This window comes from Pseudomonas fluorescens (genome assembly GCF_900636825.1).
Lineage (GTDB): Bacteria > Pseudomonadota > Gammaproteobacteria > Pseudomonadales > Pseudomonadaceae > Aquipseudomonas > Aquipseudomonas fluorescens_BG.
Genome location: NZ_LR134318.1, coordinates 4915304 through 4937001, shown reverse-complemented (window position 1 = coordinate 4937001; position 21698 = coordinate 4915304). Strand labels below are relative to the sequence as shown.

Annotated in this window: 19 protein-coding genes, 1 pseudogene and 1 riboswitch; of the genes and pseudogenes, 13 read left to right on the top strand and 7 right to left on the bottom strand. The window is 60.0% G+C overall.

What is annotated here, in order from left to right; genetic code table 11:
• The first annotated feature begins 202 nt into the window (after nt 1-202).
• On the top strand, nt 203-787 hold the full coding sequence (locus EL257_RS22390) for a YajG family lipoprotein (protein ID WP_042609724.1): 585 nt from the start codon (nt 203-205) through the stop codon (nt 785-787).
• Between the two features lie 162 nt (nt 788-949).
• Here the strand turns inward: EL257_RS22390 and EL257_RS22385 are convergent, their stop codons facing one another.
• Nucleotides 950-1156 (bottom strand): hypothetical protein, encoded by a 207-nt coding sequence (locus tag EL257_RS22385; RefSeq protein WP_126368233.1) that lies wholly within the window; start codon nt 1154-1156, stop codon nt 950-952.
• Between the two features lie 193 nt (nt 1157-1349).
• On the opposite strand from EL257_RS22385, the gene EL257_RS22380 reads away from it, so the two are divergent.
• Nucleotides 1350-1628 carry a hypothetical protein gene (locus EL257_RS22380; RefSeq protein ID WP_126366292.1) on the top strand — a complete coding sequence of 93 codons (279 nt, stop codon included), beginning with the start codon at nt 1350-1352 and terminating at the stop codon, nt 1626-1628.
• Nucleotides 1629-1743: 115 nt separating this feature from the next.
• On the opposite strand, the gene EL257_RS22375 is transcribed toward EL257_RS22380, so the two are convergent.
• Nucleotides 1744-2907: a 1-acyl-sn-glycerol-3-phosphate acyltransferase gene (locus EL257_RS22375; RefSeq protein WP_172604514.1), complete on the bottom strand. Its 1164-nt coding sequence runs from the start codon at nt 2905-2907 to the stop codon at nt 1744-1746.
• A 141-nt stretch (nt 2908-3048) separates the two neighbouring features.
• On the opposite strand from EL257_RS22375, the gene EL257_RS22370 reads away from it, so the two are divergent.
• From EL257_RS22370 to EL257_RS22360, 3 genes are read left to right on the top strand one after another with little or no spacing between them, the layout of a single operon-like run.
• Entirely contained in the window at nt 3049-3231 is a 183-nt protein-coding gene (locus EL257_RS22370) for a CPXCG motif-containing cysteine-rich protein (protein ID WP_122844619.1), read from the top strand.
• A gap of 9 nt (nt 3232-3240) precedes the next feature.
• Nucleotides 3241-3501, top strand: coding sequence for a putative signal transducing protein (locus EL257_RS22365; RefSeq protein WP_126366288.1), 261 nt, complete (start codon nt 3241-3243; stop codon nt 3499-3501).
• A gap of 36 nt (nt 3502-3537) precedes the next feature.
• On the top strand, nt 3538-4161 hold the full coding sequence (locus tag EL257_RS22360) for an SOS response-associated peptidase (RefSeq protein WP_126366286.1): 624 nt from the start codon (nt 3538-3540) through the stop codon (nt 4159-4161).
• 206 nt (nt 4162-4367) lie between these two features.
• On the opposite strand, the gene EL257_RS28530 is transcribed toward EL257_RS22360, so the two are convergent.
• Nucleotides 4368-5072 (bottom strand): methyl-accepting chemotaxis protein, encoded by a 705-nt coding sequence (locus EL257_RS28530; RefSeq protein ID WP_419866633.1) that lies wholly within the window; start codon nt 5070-5072, stop codon nt 4368-4370.
• Nucleotides 5073-5270: 198 nt separating this feature from the next.
• Nucleotides 5271-5330 (bottom strand): annotated as a pseudogene (locus tag EL257_RS28525) (hypothetical protein); the annotation flags it as partial.
• Nucleotides 5331-6719: 1389 nt separating this feature from the next.
• Here EL257_RS28525 and EL257_RS22350 point away from each other — a divergent pair.
• Entirely contained in the window at nt 6720-7535 is an 816-nt protein-coding gene (locus EL257_RS22350) for a M48 family metallopeptidase (RefSeq protein WP_126366282.1), read from the top strand.
• Between the two features lie 81 nt (nt 7536-7616).
• On the opposite strand, the gene EL257_RS22345 is transcribed toward EL257_RS22350, so the two are convergent.
• From EL257_RS22345 to EL257_RS22335, 3 genes are all read right to left on the bottom strand, one after another.
• Entirely contained in the window at nt 7617-8201 is a 585-nt protein-coding gene (locus tag EL257_RS22345; RefSeq protein WP_126366279.1) for a TMEM165/GDT1 family protein, read from the bottom strand.
• 89 nt (nt 8202-8290) lie between these two features.
• A riboswitch (yybP-ykoY riboswitch) is annotated at nt 8291-8413 on the bottom strand.
• Between the two features lie 50 nt (nt 8414-8463).
• Nucleotides 8464-9462: a class I SAM-dependent methyltransferase gene (locus tag EL257_RS22340; RefSeq protein ID WP_126366277.1), complete on the bottom strand. Its 999-nt coding sequence runs from the start codon at nt 9460-9462 to the stop codon at nt 8464-8466.
• A gap of 32 nt (nt 9463-9494) precedes the next feature.
• Entirely contained in the window at nt 9495-10460 is a 966-nt protein-coding gene (locus EL257_RS22335; RefSeq protein ID WP_126366275.1) for a 2-hydroxyacid dehydrogenase, read from the bottom strand.
• Nucleotides 10461-10701: 241 nt separating this feature from the next.
• Here EL257_RS22335 and EL257_RS22330 point away from each other — a divergent pair, with 241 nt between their 5' ends.
• The 7 genes from EL257_RS22330 to EL257_RS22300 all read left to right on the top strand — a co-directional run bounded on the left by EL257_RS22330 (nt 10702) and on the right by EL257_RS22300 (nt 21490).
• Nucleotides 10702-11331: a LysE family transporter gene (locus EL257_RS22330; RefSeq protein ID WP_126366273.1), complete on the top strand. Its 630-nt coding sequence runs from the start codon at nt 10702-10704 to the stop codon at nt 11329-11331.
• A gap of 266 nt (nt 11332-11597) precedes the next feature.
• Nucleotides 11598-13280 (top strand): fatty acid--CoA ligase, encoded by a 1683-nt coding sequence (locus tag EL257_RS22325; protein ID WP_126366271.1) that lies wholly within the window; start codon nt 11598-11600, stop codon nt 13278-13280.
• 335 nt (nt 13281-13615) lie between these two features.
• Entirely contained in the window at nt 13616-15505 is a 1890-nt protein-coding gene (locus EL257_RS22320; protein WP_126366269.1) for a DUF1302 domain-containing protein, read from the top strand.
• Between the two features lie 27 nt (nt 15506-15532).
• Nucleotides 15533-16897: a DUF1329 domain-containing protein gene (locus tag EL257_RS22315; RefSeq protein WP_126366267.1), complete on the top strand. Its 1365-nt coding sequence runs from the start codon at nt 15533-15535 to the stop codon at nt 16895-16897.
• Between the two features lie 273 nt (nt 16898-17170).
• Entirely contained in the window at nt 17171-19906 is a 2736-nt protein-coding gene (locus EL257_RS22310) for a LuxR C-terminal-related transcriptional regulator (protein WP_126366265.1), read from the top strand.
• Between the two features lie 80 nt (nt 19907-19986).
• Nucleotides 19987-20631, top strand: a complete 645-nt coding sequence (locus EL257_RS22305; RefSeq protein ID WP_126366263.1) for an MBL fold metallo-hydrolase — start codon at nt 19987-19989, stop codon at nt 20629-20631.
• A gap of 121 nt (nt 20632-20752) precedes the next feature.
• Nucleotides 20753-21490 (top strand): OmpA family protein, encoded by a 738-nt coding sequence (locus EL257_RS22300; RefSeq protein ID WP_126366261.1) that lies wholly within the window; start codon nt 20753-20755, stop codon nt 21488-21490.
• Nucleotides 21491-21698: the final 208 nt, after the last annotated feature.

Genomic DNA, 21698 nt, shown 5'->3' with positions numbered 1-21698 from the left:
CGTATACCTTGCTGGAGGACTGATTTGCAGAGTGCCTGCGCACCGTGACGCCAACATGTATGGCAGATGACGGCGGCGTGACAGGAACCGCGCATGTGCGGCTGTGTCAGACATTTGAGTATTCACTGTGTGGCGCTGGTGACCCGCAGTGGCCCACCGCTATACTGCCGGCCTGTTTGTGCCTGATTCTGGAGAGAAGAGCATGTTGCAACGCCTGTTGTTCGGTTTGATCACTGTGGCCGGTTTGACCCTGGCCGGCTGCGCCCACAGCCCGCAACAACTGAATCCGGAGCCGAAGCTGACCACCCAGCTGCCAGCGGTCGGCCGTGGCCAGCCTGTTGTTGTCCGCGTGGTTGACGGTCGTCCGTCGCCAACCCTCGGCACCCGTGGCGGCCTGTACCCGGAAACCAGCGCCATCACCGTGCAGCGTGAGCAGATCCTGCCCAAGTTGCAGGCCCAGGCGGAAGCTGCCGTGCGTTTGCTCGGCTTCACCCCGACCACCAGCGCGCCTAACGCGCCGCAGTTGACGGTGACCCTGGCCGAGCTGAAATACCAGTCGCCGAAAGAAGGCATGTACGTCACTGAAGCGACCATCGGCGCGACTTTCCGCTCCGACGTGCAAAATGCCAACCGCCGTTACAGCGGCCGGTACGGCGCTTCGCTGGATCAGCGCTTCGGCATGGCGCCGAACCAGGAAACCAACACCAAACTGGTAAGCGATGTATTGAGCGATGCGCTGACGCGTCTGTTCAAGGATCCGACCGTGGGTCAGGTGCTCGCCGAATAAACTTTTCGGTCGATGAAAAAAAGCCCGGGGCCAGTGATGGTTCCGGGCTTTTCATGCAGGTCGATTTCCTGTAGGAGCTGCCGAAGGCTGCGATCTTTTGATGTTGGTTTTAAGATCAAAAGATCGCAGCCTTCGGCAGCTCCTACAGGGGGTTGCGGTGTGTCAGGCGGCTTGCGAGTAGAAATCCAGCATGCTCACACCCGTCAGCAGATCGGTCTCGGGCAAATCCGCATGCTGGTGCCCGCCCAGCGCGCAATACACCAGCCAGTGTCGATCCTGAACATTGAAGGCGAGGCTGCCGATCAGGCTTTGCTGTTCGTCGTAAGGGCAGATCAGGTAGAGCCGATCCTGGTTTTCAGCGTGCAGCATGTCGCGTTCCATGTGTGTTTCGAGGCGCGCATCATGCTGGATGCTCATGACGATGCCGTGACACAGAGCAGCCATCGGTCGATTGTCAGGTTATTTATCGCAAAGGCCGGGGCAGGCTGGCGAGGTTTCGGTAGAATTCGCGCCGCGGTCGTCGGTCTGGCGCCCGCCATACCGGTTTAGTTCGAGGTCTGTGATGTCGCTGCACTTGATGACGCTGTTTACCGCCCATCCCGCCAAGCTGATCAACCTGCTGGCGCTGCTGTTGGCGTTTCCGGGCAGTTGGCTGCTGCATGCGACCCGCCGCCGTGAGCAACGCGCGCAGGCCAGTATTGCCGCGCAGCGCCAGGCGCAGCCGAATGCCGAGCCGATGCTCGATTGGGCGACGTTGCGCATGAACCGGTTTTTCTATCGATTTGGTTTTGCTTGCCTGGGGCTTGCTTTGATCGTTTCCTGGATCAGCACCCGCTACTAAAAGCAAAAGATCGTCCGATCGCGGCCCGAGCCTTCGGCAGCTCCTACATTCCACTGTAGGAGCTGCCGCAGGCTCGGGCCGCGATCGGACGATCTTTTGATCTTGCTCTGAAAATTTACAACGGCAACCCGGCCTTGACCCGATACTGATTACGCACCGGCGTTGCATATTGCAGCACCAGGTACCGCCGATGCTCAGCGGGGCAGGCATCCAGTCGGCTCTGCCATTCATCCTGCGCCTTGGCCAATTCATCCGCCGCAAACACCTCGGCAGCCTTTGGCACATTCAGCTGCGGATCGGCATCGGCCCATTGCGCATATGCCAGGTAGTGCACCGGGAACAGCCGGTAGCCACCGAGAATCTGCTTGTCCATTTCGATCGCCAATTGCTTGGTGTCTTCAAACACCTCGGTAATCGGCGCGGCAAAGTTCACGTGCACCCGGCCTTTGTAGCCGGTGATGCCCTTGGCAATGCTCACGTCGTCCTCGCCCGGCGCCTTGGCGTAGGTGCCAGTGGTGGCGCGGATGTACAACTCGCGGGCCTTGGCCTGGTCGCACGGGTCATATTCGTAGCTGATCGACACCGGCGTCACGTTCAGCGAACGAATCACCTCGCCAAACGGCTCATCCTTGCGACTCATGTGGAACATCTTGAGGATCGCCGACTCGGTGCGGTCATCGCCATCCTTGGCCCGGCCTTCAGCCTGAGCGATCCAGATCGAGGCGCAATCGTTGCGGATCGAGTGGTTGATGTACGCCGACAACAATTGATACGCGGCCATTTTCTCGCGACGACCGGTGATCGAACGGTGGACGATAAAGCTCTTGTTCAAGCGCATCAGGTCGCTGACAAACGGCTTTTGCAGCAGGTTGTCGCCAATCGCAATACGCGGCGTCGGCAGGCCGGCGTGGTACACGGCGTAGTTGACGAAGGCCGGGTCCATCACGATGTCGCGGTGATTGGCGATGAACAGATAGGCGCTGCCGGACTTGAATTGCTCGACCCCGGTGTAGGTCACGCCGTTGGTGGCGCGTTCGATGGTGTGATCGACGTAGGACTCGACCTTGTCCTGCAAAGTCGCCACCGATGTCACGTCGGCGAACTCACGACGCAGCCGATGGGCTATAAGAGGTTTGAGCATCCAGCCGAAGGCACCGGCAAAACGCGGGAAGCGGAAGTGGGTGAGGATATCTAGAAACGCCTTGTCGCCGAGCAGTCTTGCCAGTACCACAGGTACTTCGCTGTCGTCGTAAGGTCGGATGGCATCGAATTCGCCCATCATGCTCTCTTGTTGGAAACGGCTAGGGTAAGTAAAGGTTTGTTCGAAAAACCGCGGGGTATGGTCTGAAAAAGTAGCCAGACAAAAATAGCCCTGCAAATAGACCGGCGATTATACGCACAAGTCACTAGGGAGACCGCGATGCTGGAACCTGCTGAATACGAATGTCCTTATTGTGGGGAAACGGTCGAGACGTCAGTGGACCTGTCCGGTGGCGATCAGACCTATATCGAAGATTGTCAGGTGTGTTGCCGGCCCATCACGTTTGTCTTGCAGGTCCACGGAGAGGACTGGTTTCTGGAAGTCTTCAGCGAAAACGAGTGAGGGCCGCGTATGCAGCGAATCTACGAGCCGGCAAATCTGATGGAAGGCGAAATGCTCAAGGGCATGCTCGCCAGCGAAGGCATCGAGGCGCATCTGATCGGCCGCGATCTCGTCGGTGGCGCGGGTGAGCTGCCGATTTTCGGTTTGCTGGGGTTGTCGGTGGATAACGATCAGGCTGAATACGCCCGTGAGCTGATCACTGCGTACAATGCCGCACTGCCGTTGCCGGACGATGAACCGGAAAGCTTTCCCGGGACGCTGGTCTGTTAGGCTGAGCTTCGTTTTACTTCAGAGTCGTGTTGCCCCATGTGTGGACGTTATGCCCTGTTTCGCTGGAACCGCGATTTCGCGGCCCTGCCAGGTTTTCCCGCCGATCAGCAGGCGCAGTGGAACATTTCCCCCAATGATTCGGTGCTGATGCTGCGAGCCGGCGAAGACGGCCAGCGCATGTTGGCGCGCGCGCGCTGGGGCCTGACGCCGCCATGGCTGACGGATCTGTCGCGCACCCCGGCACATGCCCGTGCCGAAACGGTGGCCGAACAGCCGATGTTTCGTGAAGCCTTGCGGTTGCGTCGCTGCCTGCTGCCGGCCAACGGCTTTTACGAATGGCGCGGCACCCAGCGCAAGCGCCCGTACTGGCTGACGCCGGGGGAGGGCTCGTCGCTGTTTTTCGCAGCGATCTGGGAAGCGTACCCGGTGCAGGAACAGGTCTGGTTGAGCACGGCGGTGATCACTCAACCGGCGTCGAGTCAGCGCCGGCCGTTGATTCTCGATGAGGCGGGACAGGCGGCGTGGCTGGATCCCGAGACGCCGTTGCATGTGTTGCAGGGGTTGCTGGCCAGTGAACCGGCGGCGCTGCGTGAGCGGGTGCTGGCGAATCTGATCAATGATCCGAAACTCAATGGCCCCGAGTGTCTGACTCCGGGGTAAAGCATTCAGATCAAAAGCCCCTCACCCCAGCCCTCTCCCGGAGGGAGAGGGAGCCGACCGAGTTGTCTTGAGCGATTCAGCGACCTGATGCATCGATTCGATTATGGATTCAGTGAAGGTCTTTCAAGTCGGTGTCATTCTCAAATATCCCCAAATCAGTCCCCTCTCCCTCCGGGAGAGGGCTAGGGTGAGGGGCTTTTCGCTTTTCAGACCTTGAACTGATTGATCAACCGCCGCTGCTGCTCGGCCAGTTTGGTCAACCCGGCACTCGCCGTGCTCGACTCATCGGCGCCGCCCGCCACTTCATTTGCTACTTGGCCAATGTTGATCACGTTGCGGTTGATGTCGTCCGCCACTGCGCTCTGTTCTTCCGCCGCGCTGGCAATCTGCGTGTTCATGTCGTTGATCACCGACACAGCCTGGGTAATCGTCTCCAGCGCCTCAGCCGCTTTCGCTGCGTGCTGCACGCTTTCATCGGTGCGGTTCTGACTGTCTTCCATAACGCGCACCACATCGCGTGTGCCCTGTTGCAATTGCTGGATCATGCTTTGGATTTCTTCGGTGGCTTTCTGGGTTTTTTGCGCCAGATTGCGCACCTCGTCCGCCACCACGGCAAACCCGCGACCCTGCTCGCCAGCACGGGCCGCTTCGATCGCGGCGTTCAACGCCAGTAAGTTGGTCTGCTCGGCAATTCCGCGAATCGCGGTGAGAATCGCGTTGATGTTTTCGCTGTCCTTGGCCAGCGTCTGGACCACGTCCACCGCTTTGCCGATCTCCAGCGCAAGAACGCCAATCGAGTTCGAGGTATCGCGCACGATCTGCATGCCCTGGCTGGCCGCTTGGTCGGCATGGCTGGCGGCCTGCGCGGCCTGGGTCGCATTGCGCGCGACGTCTTGGGCGGTGGCGGTCATTTCCTGTACCGCCGTGGCGACCTGATCGATCTCCGCCATCTGTTTCTGGATACCGATGTTGGTACGGATGGCGATGTCGGCGGTGTGCTCCGAAGAATCACTGACGCTCTGCACCGACGTCACTACCTGCGTGATCATCGCTTGCAGCTTGCTCAGGAAGGTATTGAAGCCTTTGGCAATCGAGCCCAATTCGTCGCTGCGATCACTGGTCAGGCGTCGGGTGAGATCGCCTTCGCCCTTGGCGATGTCGTCGAGCATCGCCACCATTTGCTTCAGCGGTCGGGCGATGCCGTGGCCGACCAGCCAGATCACCAGCAGGCCGATGCCGGCGATGATCAGGCCGACCATGGCCATGCCGAACGTGTCGGATTTGCGCTGGGCCTCAAGGTCGCTTTGCAGTTGTTGCAAGTCGGCCATTACCGCGTTGAGCGGCAATTGCAGCATCAACGTCCAGCGTGCGTCGGTCTGGCCGATGCCGAATGGCAAGTACAGCTCGATGCGGCCCTTGCCCTTGTTGACGGAATAAGTCACTTCGCCGCGCTTGAGATTGGCCAGTTTGGCAATCTGTTCGGCGTCGAGGATGTCGCTGACTTTCTCGCCGAATTTGCTCGGGTCCTGAGTGTAGGCAACGATTCGGCTGTTGCCGCCGATCAGGGCCATTTGCCCGGCACCCGCGTAGAGTTTCTGGTTGGCGGCCAGAAGCATGTCCTGAATGAAGTTCACCGAGAGGTCGGCGCCGACGATGCCCTGGAAGGCGCCATTGACCATGATCGGTTCGATGAAGGACGCCAGCATGACGATCTTGTCACCGACCTTGTACGGCGCCGGATCAATCACGCAGGGCTTTTTGCTTTCCTTGGAGCAGAGGTAATACTCGCTGGCGCGCACGCCGGTGGACAGGGTCTTCTGATCCTCGACATCGGCCAGTTTGTCGACGCCCAGACTGCCATCGGTATTGCGGAACCACCACGGCAAAAAACGCCCGTTGGCTGGATCGATGCCGACCACAGGGCTGCCGACGTAGGCCGCGTCATTATGGTCCAGAGCGTTTTTTTCCCAGGCGACGTAGGTGCCGAGAATCTTCGGGTTCTTTTCGACGTTTTCTTTGATCAGGCCGATCAGTTGCTCGCGGCTGACGCTCAGGCGCGGCTGACCATCGGCCCCCGGCGTACCGAGCAGGGCGTTGACCCGCACCAGACCGCCGGCGATCAGCAGCGGCGCTTCCAGTTCGCGCTGGATCTGACTGACCTGGGTTTGCGCCAGCGAGGTCAGCCGTTGTTCGATGACTTGCTCGAACTGCGCCTGAGTGCGCTGCTGGACCATCTCTTGCGTGCGGGCGCCGGCAAACAGCGCATACACCACCAGCGCGGCTACCACACTGAGGACGATGGCACCGGCCAGGGCGGCGACGGAAAACTGGATCGACTTGAATTTCATGGAAGCTCCGCACGCGAGAGGATTTCTGCAAGGGATCTATCGGCAGGCGGGGCTGCGGGCATGAGCAGCAGGCGACGAATTGACCGTTTTGGATGTGCCTGTGTCGCATTCAGAACGGTGCAGAACCTTTGTGCGGCAAGGCAGTCAGTTCAGTATGAATTTTTCCTACTACAGTGTTCTCTTGCAGAACATGGATCTCGGGAGTTATCGATGAACAAATTGCTGGTTGCGGGCGTGCTGGGCTCAACGCTGTTGCTTAATGGCTGCGAGACCGTGAACACCACCAGCGCCGGTGAGGTGGGCGTGGTTCGCCAGCAGCGGATGTTCAGCCTGGTATCGAGCGAACAGGTCAATCAGGCTTACGCTCAGGATTATCAACAGACCGTGGGCGATGCGAGCAGCAAGAATGTGCTCGACAAGACGAGTGCCGATGCCAAGCGTATTCAAACCATCGCTGACCGGCTGATTGCCCAGGCGCCGACGTTCCGGCCGGATGCCGCGCAGTGGCAGTGGGAAGTCAATCTGATCAAGAGCGACGAACTCAACGCCAACTGTGGTCCCGGCGGCAAGATCATTGTCTACACCGGTCTGCTCGATAAGCTGCAGCTGACCGACGACGAGGCGGCCGCGGTCATGGGCCATGAAATTGCCCATGCGCTGCGCGAGCACGGACGTGAGGCGTTATCGAAGTCGTATGGTGTGCAAATGGCGCAACAAATGGCTATCGCGGCGGGGGCCCCGCCTGCGCTGGTAGAGGTGGGTAACAACGGCGTGAATCTTTTGATGACCTTGCCTAACAGCCGCACCAATGAAAACGAGGCCGACCTGATCGGTTTGGAACTCGCGGCCCGCGCCGGGTACAACCCTAACGCGGCGATCACCCTGTGGGAGAAAATGAGCAAGGCCAGCGAAGGTGCGCCGCCGGAATTCCTCAGCACTCACCCGTCTTCGAACAGTCGCACAGCGGCGTTGAAGGCAGCGATTCCCAAAGTCATGCCGCTGTACGAAAAAGCACCCAAGTCGTGAAGTAGCAGCTGCGAGCTTCAAGCGGGAAGCTTCAAGTCAAAGCAGATTTGCTGGGCTTGCAGCTTGCAGCTTGCCGCTGCTTCAAACCCAGCCGCTGCTCTGCATCGCTTTGTATACCGCGACGAGCGCCAGAATCATGAACGCTGAAGCCGCCAGGCGACGGATCATGGTCAGCGGCAATTTGTCCGCGGCAAAGTTGCCCGCCAGAACCACCGGCACGTTGGCAATCAACATGCCCACGGTGGTGCCGATGATCACCAGCCACAATTCCGGATATTGCGCGGCCAGCATCACCGTGGCGATCTGCGTCTTGTCACCGATTTCAGCCAGGAAGAACGCAATCAGCGTGGTCAGGAACGGCCCGAACTTGCGCGCCGTGCTGGCTTCATCGTCGTCCATCTTGTCCGGCACCAGCGTCCACAATGCGGTGGCGGCGAAGCTCGCGGCAAGGATCCAGTGCAGCGTCGCGCTTGAGAAGAAACTGCCGAACCAGGCACCTACCGCACCGGCTGCTGCGTGGTTGGCCAGCGTCGCGGCGACAATCCCGGCAATGATCGGCCAGGGTTTGCGAAAGCGAGCGGCGAGAATCAGCGCGAGCAGTTGCGTCTTGTCGCCGATTTCGGCCAAGGCAACGACAGCGGTGGGAACGAGTAACGAGTCCAGCATCAGGGATTTCCTAAGGGGCGGGTCGACACGGCTATGACACGTACAGCCTTCCCGCCCCGGGTAAGGTGTGCGTGTCATAGGTCTTGTCAAACCCTGCGATCCGTCTGCTGCGGACGCTTGGGTCGCATACGCCATGATCTGAGGATCAAGTATGTTGACGTATGCCGGACGAGCTTGGCGCTCGTGGGAGACTACTCCCCTAGGACGGAGCGGATTCTGCCTAGGCAAATCCGATTGAGCAAGTGTCTTTTTTCAAAGCACTTCAACCGCGCTTGGCCCGATAAATCCGGAAGCCACTGCCCTCGGCCTTGATTGCGCAGATGCCCAGATGCTCTTCGATCAGCGGTTGATATTTCAGAAAGCTATTGGCGACCAAGCGCAGTTCGCCGCCGTTTTTCAGGTGTTTCGCCGCTTTTCGCAGCAAGTTCTCGGTGGCGAAATAATCGGTGTGAACGCCGACGTGGAACGGCGGATTGCTCAGAATCGCGCTCAAGCCCATAGGCGCGGCGTCGATACCGTCGCCGGTCAGCACCTCGGCGTCCAGGCCATTGGCGGCGAGGGTCAGACGGCTGCTGGCGGCCGCGAACGCGTCGACATCCAGCAACGTCACCTGATTGTGCGGATAGCGGCGTTTCACCGCAGCCCCCAGCACACCGGCGCCGCAGCCGAAGTCGAGCAAATGGCCGCTTGGCAATTTGTCCAGATGCTCCAGCAATAGCGCACTGCCGCGATCCAGTCGACCGTGGCTGAACACGCCGGGCAGGCTGATTACCTTCAATGGGCCTTCAGCGAGTGGCAGTTCATAAGTTTGCGCCAGGCTTTCCAGCGACTTCACTTCAGGCGCGTTGGCTACGGTCACCTGCCAGAGCTGGCAGTGACGCGCGCTGTCGAGCTTGCGCGGCTTGCCGAACGGATTGAGCTGCTTGGACGCACCCTCGATGCCGCTGCGTTTTTCACCGACCAGAAACACGTCGCGCCCGGCCAGACGCGACGCGACGGCATTGAGAATGTAATCGGTCAGATCCTTGGACTTGGGCAGAAACACCACGGCGCTGTCGAAGTCGCGCTCCGGCACGGTTACACCGAAATGGCTGCGGCCTTCGAAGCGTGCGTCCAGCGCCGCTTGATCGCCAGCGTGCCAGCACCAGCCGAACGCGTTGGGCAGGCGCCCGAGCAAATCATCGGCAGGCAAACCGGCCAACAACAGTGAACCCTGAAACAAATCGGCCTGACGAAGCAGTACTTCACTGCGCGGATCCATGACTGCTCCTCAAAAAAAAGTGCCGCAGTTTATCAACTGACGACCCGCAGCGCCTTACCGCTGAAGAACGCCTGGGCGTTTTCAGTCAATTGACCGACGATGCGCTGGCGTGCTTCGCGGCTGCCCCAAGCGTTATGCGGGGTGACGATCAAGCGCGGGATGTCGCCGGCCAGCAGCGGATTGCCTTGAGTCGGTGGCTCGACACTCAACACATCGGTCGCTGCGCCACCGAGGTGGCCGCTGCGCAATGCGTCGGCCAGCGCCTGCTCATCAATCAAGCCGCCCCGAGCAGTATTGACCACGAATGCGCCGGGTTTCATCGACGCCAGTTCGCGGGCGCCGATGAAATGGCGGGTGTGTTCATTGAGCGGGCAGTGCAGGGTGAGCGCGTCGATCTGCGGCAACAATTCATCCAGCGGCAAGCGATCCGGCCGAGCCGGGCGGCCGGGAATCTGGCCGAGCAACACGCGCATGCCGAAAGCTTCGGCCAGCCGCGCCACGGCACTGCCGAGTTCGCCATGGCCGAGCAACCCCAGAGTTTTGCCTTGCAGCTCAACGATAGGGTAGTCGAGCAGGCAGAATTGTTTGGCCTGCTGCCAGCGGCCTGCGCCGACGGCTTTCTGATAATCGGCCAGACGCGTGGCGAGGTTGAGCAACAGCATGATCGTGTGTTGCGCCACCGACGGTGTGCCGTACGCCTGGCAATTGCACACGGTGATGCCGTGGGCGCGGGCGGCGCTCAGATCGACATTGTTGGTGCCGGTGGCGCTGATCAGGATCAGTTTCAGTTGCGGGTTGGCCGCCATGGCCGCCGCGTCGATCACAACTTTGTTAGTGATCGCCACGCAGGCGCCTTGCAGCCGCTCGCTGACTTGTTCGGGCAAAGTCTGGGCGAACAGCTGCAGATCGCTGAAAGCTTCGCGCAACGAACTGAGGTCGAGGTCGCCGAGGTCCAGCGAGGGGTGATCCAGAAAAACGGCGCGGCGCATGTTCGTCATCAACTGTACCTTTTGTGCGGAGAGCGGAGGGCGTAATCTGCCGAGCCTATCAGATGAAACAAATCGTTACTCAGCATCGAGATGCCCGGAACACTAGTGGGAGCGAGCCTGCTCGCGAATGCCATATCCGATTCAACATCTTTGTTGGCTGAGCTACCGCATTCGCGAACAGGCTCGCTCCCACAGGGGAAAGCATTCGGGGGTGAGCCGAGTTTGAACAACCCAATTTCGAGGAGCCCCCATGTACTGGACCGAGTTTTTGACCGTTGCGCTGATCCACTTGCTGGCCGTCGCCAGCCCGGGTCCGGATTTTGCCGTGGTGGTGCGCGAGAGCGTGACCCACGGTCGTCGCGCCGGTACGTGGACGGCGCTGGGCGTCGGCACGGCGATTTTCCTGCACGTCGGTTATTCGCTGCTGGGCATCGGGCTGATCGTGTCGCAGTCGATTGTGCTGTTCAATGCCTTGAAATGGGCCGCCGCTGCTTATCTGCTGTACATCGGCTTCAAGGCCTTGCGCGCGCAACCGGCCAAAGCGGTGAGCGATGATCTGCACAAAGAGGCCGGCATCCGCACCGCGCGCGGCGCGTTCACCTCCGGCTTCGTGACCAACGGCCTGAACCCGAAAGCCACGCTGTTCTTCCTGTCGCTGTTCACCGTGGTGATCAATCCGCACACGCCTCTGGCGGTGCAGGCCGGTTACGGCGTTTACCTGGCCGTGGCCACCGCGCTCTGGTTCTGCCTGGTGGCGATGCTGTTCAGCCAACAGCGCGTGCGCGCCGGTTTTGCCCGTATGGGCCACTGGTTCGACCGCACCATGGGCGCCGTGCTGATTGCTCTTGGCGTGAAAATCGCGTTCACCGAAATGCACTGATCTCGACACGGCCCCCCTGTAGGAGCTGACGAGTGAAACGAGGCTGCGATCTCTTGATCTGTTTCTCCAAAGACAAAATCAAAAGATCGCAGCCTTCGGCAGCTCCTACAGGTCCCATATTCACTTTCCTGATACCAAGGATGCTGGCGCAAAGCTAGCATTTGTACGGCTGTGCAAATCATTCCTTTGGCTGATTTGACTGTCATGCAGGCGCACTAGAGTACGAATCTCTCCGCCAACACCGTGCAGTCAGAAAAGGGATTCTTATGTTGCAGACTCGCGTCATTCCCCCGGCCGATGGGGCTTACCAGTATCCATTGCTGATCAAACGGCTGCTGCTGTCCGGCGCCCGTTACGAGAAAACCCGCGAGATCATCTACCGTGACCAGATTCGCTACAGTTACCCGACCCTGATCGAACGTGTCGCACGGCTGGCCAATGTGCTCACGGCCGCCGGTGTGAAAGCCGGTGATACCGTGGCGGTAATGGACTGGGACAGCCATCGTTATCTGGAATGCATGTTCGCGATTCCAATGATCGGCGCGGTGATCCACACGATCAACGTGCGCCTGTCTCCGGAGCAGATCCTCTACACCATGAACCACGCCGAGGACCGCTTTGTGCTGGTCAACAGCGAGTTCGTCGGCCTGTATCAAGCCATTGCGCCGCACCTGACCACGGTCGAGAAAACCTTGCTGCTCACCGATCTGCCGGAGAAGACCGCCGAGCTGCCGAATCTGGTCGGTGAATACGAGCAATTGCTCACGGCGGCGAGCCCGCAATACGATTTCCAGGACTTTGACGAAAACTCTGTCGCGACCACGTTTTACACCACCGGGACCACTGGCAACCCGAAAGGCGTGTATTTCACCCATCGGCAACTGGTGCTGCACACCATGGGCGTGTCGACGATCATGGGTTGCATCGACAGCGTGCGCCTGCTCGGCACCAACGACGTGTACATGCCGATCACGCCGATGTTCCACGTTCACGCCTGGGGCTTGCCGTACGTGGCGACCATGCTTGGCCTCAAGCAGGTTTATCCGGGGCGCTACGATCCGGAATTCCTCGTGGAGTTGTGGCGCAAGGAGAAGGTCACGTTCTCCCATTGCGTGCCGACCATCCTGCAAATGTTGCTCAATGCCAAGGGCGCGCAAGACACCGATTTCGGCGGCTGGAAAATCGTCATTGGCGGCAGCGCGCTCAATCGCACGTTGTACGAAACCGCCAAGGCCCGGGGCATTCAGCTCACGGCCGCGTATGGCATGTCGGAAACCGGGCCGCTGGTGTCCTGCGCCCATCTTAACGATGAACTGATGGCCGGCAGCGAAGACGAGCGCACCACCTACCGGATCAAGGCCGGAGTGCCGGGGCCATTGGTGGAAGCGGCGATCGTCGACACTGACGGCAATTTCCTCCCGGCCGATGGCGAGACTCAAGGCGAGCTGGTGCTGCGTGCGCCGTGGCTCACCGAGGGCTATTTCAACGAACCGCAGAAGGGCGCCGAACTGTGGGCCGGCGGCTGGCTGCACACTGGCGACGTCGCCACCCTCGACAGCATGGGCGTGATCGACATCCGCGACCGCATCAAGGACGTGATCAAGACCGGCGGCGAATGGATTTCCTCGCTGGACCTCGAAGACCTCATCAGTCGTCACGTGGCGGTACGCGAAGTAGCAGTGGTGGGCATCGCCGATCCACAGTGGGGTGAACGTCCGTTTGCCTTGCTGGTGATCCGTGAAGGGCATGAGATCGGGGCGCGTGAACTCAAGGAACATCTCAAGCCGTTTGTCGAACTGGGGCACCTGAGCAAGTGGGCGATCCCCAGTCAAATCGCCCTTGTTACCGAAATTCCCAAGACCAGTGTCGGCAAGCTCGACAAAAAGCGCATCCGCCTCGACATCACCGAATGGCAGGCCAACAACAGCACCTTCCTGTCTACGCTTTGACCTCTGCTGGCGCGCCGAAAACGGCGCGCCAGACCCACCAAGCAAGCGCTTGGCTTGTGAAATCGGAAAAATCAGCCATCCTTGCCGTGCCGACATGCGTCGGACTGGCGAAAGGACTGTTCCAGAGTGGTTGGCGGCTGCAAATCACACTTTAGAGGGATCAAGCAGTACCACCTGCTGGCTATAGTCCGCTCAAGGATTTTTAAGAACGGAGCACACGCGCTAGACGGGGCGAGCAACGTTGGAGTGATTTGCGGCAGCCTTGGCGCCCGATCTTCCACAGCGTTTTTAAAAGTACTCACTGCCATAACAATAATGCACATGGAGTAGCGTCGATGACCTCAGTAAACCAGTTCTGGCGCCGGGCGAAACTGCCTCTGGCGGTCAGTCTTGCTTCTTCGCTCGCCGGGCCCGCATTCGGCGTCAGTTTCAACGTCGGTGAAATCGAGGGTCAGTTCGACTCGTCCCTGTCGCTCGGTGCCAGTTGGTCTACTCAGAGCCCGAACAAGAACCTCATTGGCGTCAACAACGGCGGCCGCGGCCTGTCGCAGACGTCCGATGACGGTCACGCCAACTTCAAAAGCGGCGAAACCTTCTCGAAAATCTTCAAGGGCATCCATGACCTTGAATTGAAATACGGCGACACCGGCGTGTTCGTCCGTGGCAAATACTGGTACGACTTCGAACTCAAGGACGAGAGCCGTGAGTTCAAGGACATCAGCGACAGCAACCGCAAGGAAGGCGCCAAGTCGTCCGGCGGGCAGATCCTCGACGCCTTCGTCTATCACAATTATTCGGTTGCCGATCAGCCGGGCTCGGTGCGTCTGGGCAAGCAGGTCGTAAGCTGGGGTGAAAGTACCTTCATCGGCGGCGGCATCAACTCGATCAACCCGATCGACGTCTCTGCATTCCGTCGTCCGGGCGCCGAGATCAAGGAAGGCCTGATTCCGGTCAACATGTTCTATGTGTCCCAGAGCCTGACCGAGAATCTCTCGGCCGAAGCGTTCTATCAGCTGGAATGGGACCAGACCGTCGTCGATAACTGCGGCACGTTTTTCTCGCAACCGGACATCGTTGCCGATGGCTGCGACAGCAACTTGCGCGTGCTGAACAAGCGTTCGCAAATCCCTGCCATCGCGCTGGGGCCATTGGCGGCCAACGGTGTCAACGTCGACGAAGAAGGCGTGCTGGTGCGCCGTGGCGCCGACCGCGATGCGCGTGACAGCGGTCAGTGGGGCGCGTCTCTCAAATACATGTTCGAGCCACTCGACACCGAGTTCGGCGCCTACTTCATGAACTACCACAGCCGTGCGCCAATCTTCAGCGCCACGGGTGCGCCGCAGTCGGTCTACAACACTGCCGCCGCGCTGCCGGGGCCATTTGCTGCACTCGCACCGCTGCTGGTCGCGGGTAACTCGAACTACTTCATCGAATACCCTGAAGACATTCGCCTCTATGGCCTGAGCTTCTCCACCACCCTGGCTACCGGTACGGCGTGGAGCGGTGAGATCAGCTACCGTCCGAACGCGCCGGTGCAACTGAACTCCACCGACATTCTGTTCGCCGGGGTACGTCCGCTGGGCGGCGCCTTGACCAACGCTTCGCTGCTCACTGGTGTTCCCGGCCAGGATCTGCATGGCTACGAGCGCAAGGAAATCACCCAGATCCAGACAACGTTCACGCACTTCTTCGATCAGGTCATGGGCGCCAGCCGTCTGACCCTCGTCGGTGAAGTCGGCGCAACTTACGTTGGCGGGCTGGAAAGCCGTTCCGACATGCGTTACGGCCGCGATCCGGTTTACGGCCCGGGCGAGTTGCCAGCCACCGGCACCACCAACACCTGCGCCAACATTCTCAACAACAGCACCATCAACGGCGCAGGTCCCGGTTCGCCACAAAACAACCGCAGCCGCAATTGCGACAACGACGGTTTCACCACCTCGATGTCCTGGGGCTACCGTGGCCGGGCCATCTGGGAATACAACGACGTCTTCGCCGGGGTCAACCTCAAGCCGAACGTGGCCTGGTCCCACGACGTCAGCGGTTACTCGCCAGGCCCTGGCGGCAACTTCGAGGAAGGTCGCAAGGCGGTCAGCCTCGGTGTCGATGCCGAATACCAGAACACCTACACCGCGAGCCTGGCTTACACCAACTTCTTCGACGGCAAGTACACCACTGTGGATGACCGCGATTTCGTTGCGCTCAGCTTCGGCGTGAACTTCTAAGCACTGCATTTCAGGACGAACACACATATGAAAATAACAAAGAGTCTGTTCCACGCCGGTGTTCTGGGCCTGTCGCTGCTGGCGACAAGCGTCATGGCGGCGGTGCCTGCCGCTGAAGCGGACAAGCTGGGCAAGAGCCTGACCCCGATGGGCGCGGAAATGGCCGGTAATGCCGACGGTTCGATCCCGGCCTGGAAGCCGCTGCCGAAGAATGCCGGTGCGGTCGACAGCAAGGGTTTCCTCGCGAACCCTTACGCCAGTGAGCAACCGCTGTTCACCATCACCGCGAAAGACGTGGACAAGTACAAGGACAAGCTCGCTCCTGGCCAGTACGCAATGTTCAAGCGCTACCCTGAAACCTTCAAGATGCCGGTCTATCCGTCCCATCGCGGCGCGACCGTGCCGGATGACGTGTTCGCCGCCATCAAGAAAAACGCCACCACCACCAACCTGGTGTCTGGCGGCAACGGTCTGGAAAACTTCGATACCGCCGTGCCATTCCCGATTCCAAAGACCGGCGTAGAGGTCATCTGGAACCACATCACCCGCTATCGCGGCGGCAGCGTGACCCGTCTGGTAACCCAGGCGACGCCACAGCCGAACGGCTCGTTCAGCCTGGTGTACTTCCAGGATCAGTTCGTGTTCCGCGACAAGATGAAGGATTACGATCCGGCGAACCCGGGCAATATCCTGTTCTACTTCAAGCAGAAAGTGACCGCGCCAGCGCGTCTGGCCGGTGGTGTGCTGCTGGTGCACGAAACCCTCGATCAGGTCAAGGAACCGCGTTCGGCGTGGGTCTACAACGCCGGTCAGCGCCGTGTGCGCCGGGCACCGCAAGTGTCTTATGACGGCCCGGGCACTGCGGCGGACGGCCTGCGGACTTCCGACAACCTCGACATGTTCAACGGTGCGCCGGATCGCTACGACTGGAAACTCGAAGGCAAAAAAGAGATGTACATCGCCTCCGACAGCTACAAGCTCGACGATCCGAAATTGAAGTACGCCGACATTATCAAGGCCGGCCACATCAATCAGGATCTGGCGCGTTACGAGCTGCGCCGGGTCTGGCATGTCGTGGCAACCCTGAAGGAAGGTCAACGCCACATTTACGCCAAACGTGATTTCTATATCGATGAAGACACCTGGCAAGCAGCGGTGATCGACCATTACGACGGTCGTGGTCAGCTGTGGCGTGTGGCTGAGGCGCATGCCGAGAACTACTACGACAAGCAAGTGCCGTGGTACGCCCTGGAAACCCTCTACGACCTGCAATCGGGCCGCTATCTGGCACTGGGCATGAAAAACGAAGAGAAGAGTGCGTATGACTTCGGCTTCACTGCCACCACCAGCGACTTCACTCCGGCCGCTCTGCGTCAGGACGGCGTTCGCTAATCCGCTGTAAACCCGAGGCCGCATCCTCGTGAAAACGCCCCGACTGGTTCGGGGCGTTTTTGCTTTTGTAGGAGCTGCCGCAGGCTGCGATCTTTTGATCTTGAAAAAAACATCAAAAGATCGCAGCCTGCGGCAGCTCCTGCGTGGTGTTGTGCATACGTTTATGTAGCCTTTTTGTAGCCATTTGTAGCAGTGACCTTCATTACCTCTTCGTTTAAGGCTAGGCTGCGGACATCTGCAACGCCGCCAATCGCCTTCGAACAAGAGCCGGCCATGACTGATCTGTCCCCGATTCCGGGTCCTGCAAGTGTTGCCGTCACGGCACTGGAAGGGCGTTTTTTCCGCCCGCCATTGCCCGACGGATACGTGCTGCGACCAAGACTTTGCGAGCGTCTGCAGGCCGGGCTCGGTGGGCGGCTGTTGCTGGTCAGCGCGCCCGCCGGGTTTGGCAAGAGTTCGCTGGCGGTGGAGTTCTGTCAGAGCCTGCCGGCGCACTGGCGCAGTCTCTGGCTGGGCTTGAGCCCGCGTGACAGCGATCCCGGGCGATTTCTCGAGCGATTGCTCGAGGGCTTGCAGGATTATTTCGCGCCGTTGGGCAGTCGTGCGCTCGGCCTGCTGAAAATGCGCCAGCGTCATCAGCCGTTTGCCTTCGAAGAGTGGCTGGACGGGCTGCTTGATGAGCTGGCGGCGCACCTTGATCCGGCGGCACCGTTGCTGCTGGTGCTCGACGATTATCATCTCGCCCAAGGCCCGGTGCTTGATCGTTGCCTGCAATTTTTCCTCAATCATTTGCCTGATGGCTTGCTGGTGATGGTCACCAGTCGCCAGCGCCCGGATTGGCATCTGGCACGCTTGCGGCTGTCGCGCCAGTTGTTGGAATTGCATGAACAGGATTTACGCCTGACCCACGATGAGGCGCTGACCTTGCTCGATCGCCATAGCACTTCGCTGCGCGGCGAAGCGCTGGAAAACCTGATTCAGCGCAGCGAGGGCTGGGTCGCCGGTCTGCGTTTCTGGCTGCTGGCGGTGGCCGAAGCAGGCAGCGATGCGGGATTGCCGCAAGCATTGAACGGTGGCGAAGGGCTGATCCGCGACTACCTGCTTGAAGAGGTGATCGATTGCCTGCCGGCCGAAGTGCAGGCGTTTCTTTACGACACGGCGCCACAGGAGCGCTTTTGCAGCGAGCTGTGCGACGCGGTGCGCGAGGCTCATGACAGCGCTGAAATCCTGCGTTTCCTATTGGCGCATCAGGTTTTTCTGGTGCCGCTGGATGAGCATGGTCACTGGTACCGCTATCACCATTTGTTTTCGGATTTGCTACGCAGCCGGCCGATCACACAGGCGCTGGTGCCGCCCGCGACTCTGCATCTGCGCGCCTGTCGCTGGTTCAATGCGCAAGGGCTGCTCGATGAAGCAGTGGAGCAAGCGTTGCGTGCCGGGCATCTCGATGTGGCGGCAAACCTGGTGCAGAACCTGTCCGAAGAGCAACTGCTGGCCGAGCAGAACATCGGCATGTTGCTGCGCTGGAAAATGGATTTGCCCGACAGCCTGCTGATAAGCACGCCGCGTTTGATCGTTCTCTACAGTTGGGCGCTGGGTCTGGCCTGTCAGCTCGATGCGGCTGAAGAGTTGTCCAGTCATCTCAGTCGCTTTCTGCCGGCACCGTCAGCTACCGCGCAAAAGTCGATGCTGGCGCAATGGCTGGCACTCAGCGGAATCATCGCCCGTGGTCGCGGGCATCGCGAGTTGACCCTGCAATACTGCAGCGAAGCGCTGGAGAGCCTGCCGGCCAAGCGCTACGGTCAGCGGCTGATGTGTTTGTCGACCTTGTCCAATCTGGCGATTGCCGACGGTGATCTGTGGCGCGCACGGGGCTTGAACCGAGAATCTCTGGAGCTGGCGCAGCGGGTCGGCAATCCCTTGTTCGAAGCATTGGCGCATTACGATCGGGCGCGGGTATTACAGTCGCGCGGGGAAATCCTGCGTGCGCTCGCCGAGGTGCATCAGGGGCTGGAGCGCTTGCGCGGGTTGTCGTCACAACGCTTGTATGCGGTACGCGCTCGGCTGACGCTGTACGAGGGTTTCCTGTTGGCCATGCGCCTGCAACCCCAGGCCGCGCGGGGGCGCTTGTTGAGCGGGATTGCCGAGGCGCGCGCCTGTCGCGATATCAGCGTGCTGATCGGGCATTGTGTGATTGCCCGTCTGGACGGTGCGCAAGGCGAGTTCGCCAGAGCTTTCGCGGAACTGGCAGAAGCCGAACGACTGATGCACATCTGGGACGTGCCGCCGATTTACTATCTGGCGATGATCACGCTGGTCAAATGCGAGCTGTGGCTGGCACAGGGACGCACGGATCTGGCCGAAGCCTGGCTGGCGCGATTGGGCCAGACCTACACCGGTGAGCGTGCTGCTGCGCCGCCGGAGTTTCACCCACAGCTGCCTCTGCACATCGAACTGCAACAAGCATTGCTCGACCTGAACCAGGGGCAACCGATGCTCGCCGAAGGGCGCTTGAACGTGTTGCACGAAAACGGCCAGCAAACCGGGCGGCAGTTGCTGAGTGTGATGGCGCTGACGCAGAAAGTGGCGCTGCTGTTGAGCGGTGGACGAGATGTCGAAGCGCGCAAAGCCCTCATGCAGGCACTCGAAGCGGCGGCCGGCGGTGTCTTGCAGCCTTTCGACGCGCTGATCAAAGCCCATGCGGACTGGACGCGCGGGCAATTGCAGGCGACTTCTTCGACGGCTGTCTGTCAGCAACTACTGGCACACTTTCCACAGCCCGCCCCCCGCGCGGTTGTCGAGACGTCAACCACCGAACAGCTCAGCAGCCGGGAACTGGCAGTCCTGCGCCTGATCGCTCAAGGCTGCTCGAATCAGGAAATCAGCGAGCAATTGTTTATCTCGCTGCACACGGTGAAAACCCACGCCAGTCACATCAACAGCAAGTTGGGCGTGGAGCGGCGAACCCAAGCCGTGGCGCGGGCGAAGGAACTCGGCGTGTTGAGATAGCGGACGATTCAACCGATGACATGGAATACTGAAGAGGGTGACCGTATCCTGCGAGGATCAAATACCGTTCAGGAGTTCCCATGCCCGCCGCCACCCCAGCGCTGATTCGCGAAACCTTCCCGGTAGGCCCGCTTCAATGCAACTGCACCATCATTGGCGATCCGATCAGCAAAAAAGCCATCGTCGTCGACCCGGGCGGCAACCCCGATCTGATCATGGCGCGGCTCGATGCGCATGGCCTGAAAGTCGTCAGCATCATCCACACCCACGCGCACCTCGATCACTTTCTGGCTTCCGGGCAAATGAAAGAGAAGACCGGGGCGACTCTGCATTTGCACAAGGAAGACCAGTTCCTTTGGGACAACCTGGAGATGCAATGCCAGATGTTCGGTGTGCCGTACACGCCAGTGCCGTCGCCGGATCGCTGGCTGAGCGATGACGAAGAACTGGCGTGCGGTTGCGGTGTGGCCCTGCATACGCCCGGTCATACACCCGGTTCCATGAGCTTTTGGTTTTCCGAGGCTAAGCTGTTGATAGCTGGCGACACGCTGTTTCGTCGCGGAGTAGGGCGCACGGATTTGTGGGGCGGCGATCAGGCGACCATCGTGCGTTCGATCAAGCAGCGGCTGTACACCCTGGACGAAGATGCAACGGTCGTGACCGGGCACGGACCGGATACACGCCTTGGCGATGAGATGCGCGAGAACCCGTTTGTGCGTGCCTGAATTTTTTGTCATGGGCGTCGGGCGGAATTTTTGGGCATTGTCATGATCCAACCCCCGCGCAGGTCCATTAGTTGATTAGTGGCCGCTGTACCACAGAATGCAAAAAAACCAGGAGCTCTCCATGTTCACCACGCGTCGTTTGATTATTGTCGCTACTGCCGTGGCCGTGCTGTCCGGCTGCGCGTCGCCTAACCCGTATGACAATCAGGGTCAGGCTGACGGTGGCTCGCAAGGCATGAGCAAAACCGCCAAATACGGCGGCCTCGGTGCGCTGGCCGGTGCACTCGCCGGCGCCGCCATCGGCCACGACAATCGTGGCAAGGGCGCGTTGATCGGCGCGGCCGTGGTCGGCGCCTCCGCTGCAGGTTACGGTTACTACGCCGACCAGCAGGAAAAGAAACTGCGCGCCAGCATGGCCAACACCGGTGTCGAAGTGCAGCGTGAAGGCGATCAGATCAAACTGATCATGCCTGGCAACATCACCTTCGCTACCGATTCGGCGAACATCGCGTCGAGCTTCTACCAGCCGCTGAACAACCTGGCCAACTCGCTGAAAGAGTTCAACCAGAACCAGATCGAAATCGTCGGCTACACCGACAGCACCGGCAGCCGCCAGCACAATATGGATCTGTCCCAGCGTCGTGCGCAGAGCGTGGCGACCTACCTGACCTCGCAAGGCGTCAGTGGTGCCAACCTGTCGGCCCGTGGCGCCGGTCCGGATAACCCGATCGCGAGCAACGGCGATGTGAATGGCCGCGCGCAGAATCGCCGGGTCGAGGTCAACCTCAAGGCGATTCCGGGTCAGCAGTATGGTGGCCAGCAGCAACAGCAGCCGGGTACGGTTCAGCAGTATCCGTAACTGAAGCGCTGAATGAAGAAATGCCCGATCCGGTGATCGGGCATTTTTTTGTATGCGCCCGGTAGGAGCTGCGGCACGCTGCGATCTTTTGATCTTGAAAAATCAGCATCGAAAGATCGCAGCCTCGTTGCACTCGACAGCTCCTACAGGTTTTGTGGTCGCTGCCAAATCATCAGATACAAAAAAGCCCCCGGACAACCGAATTGTC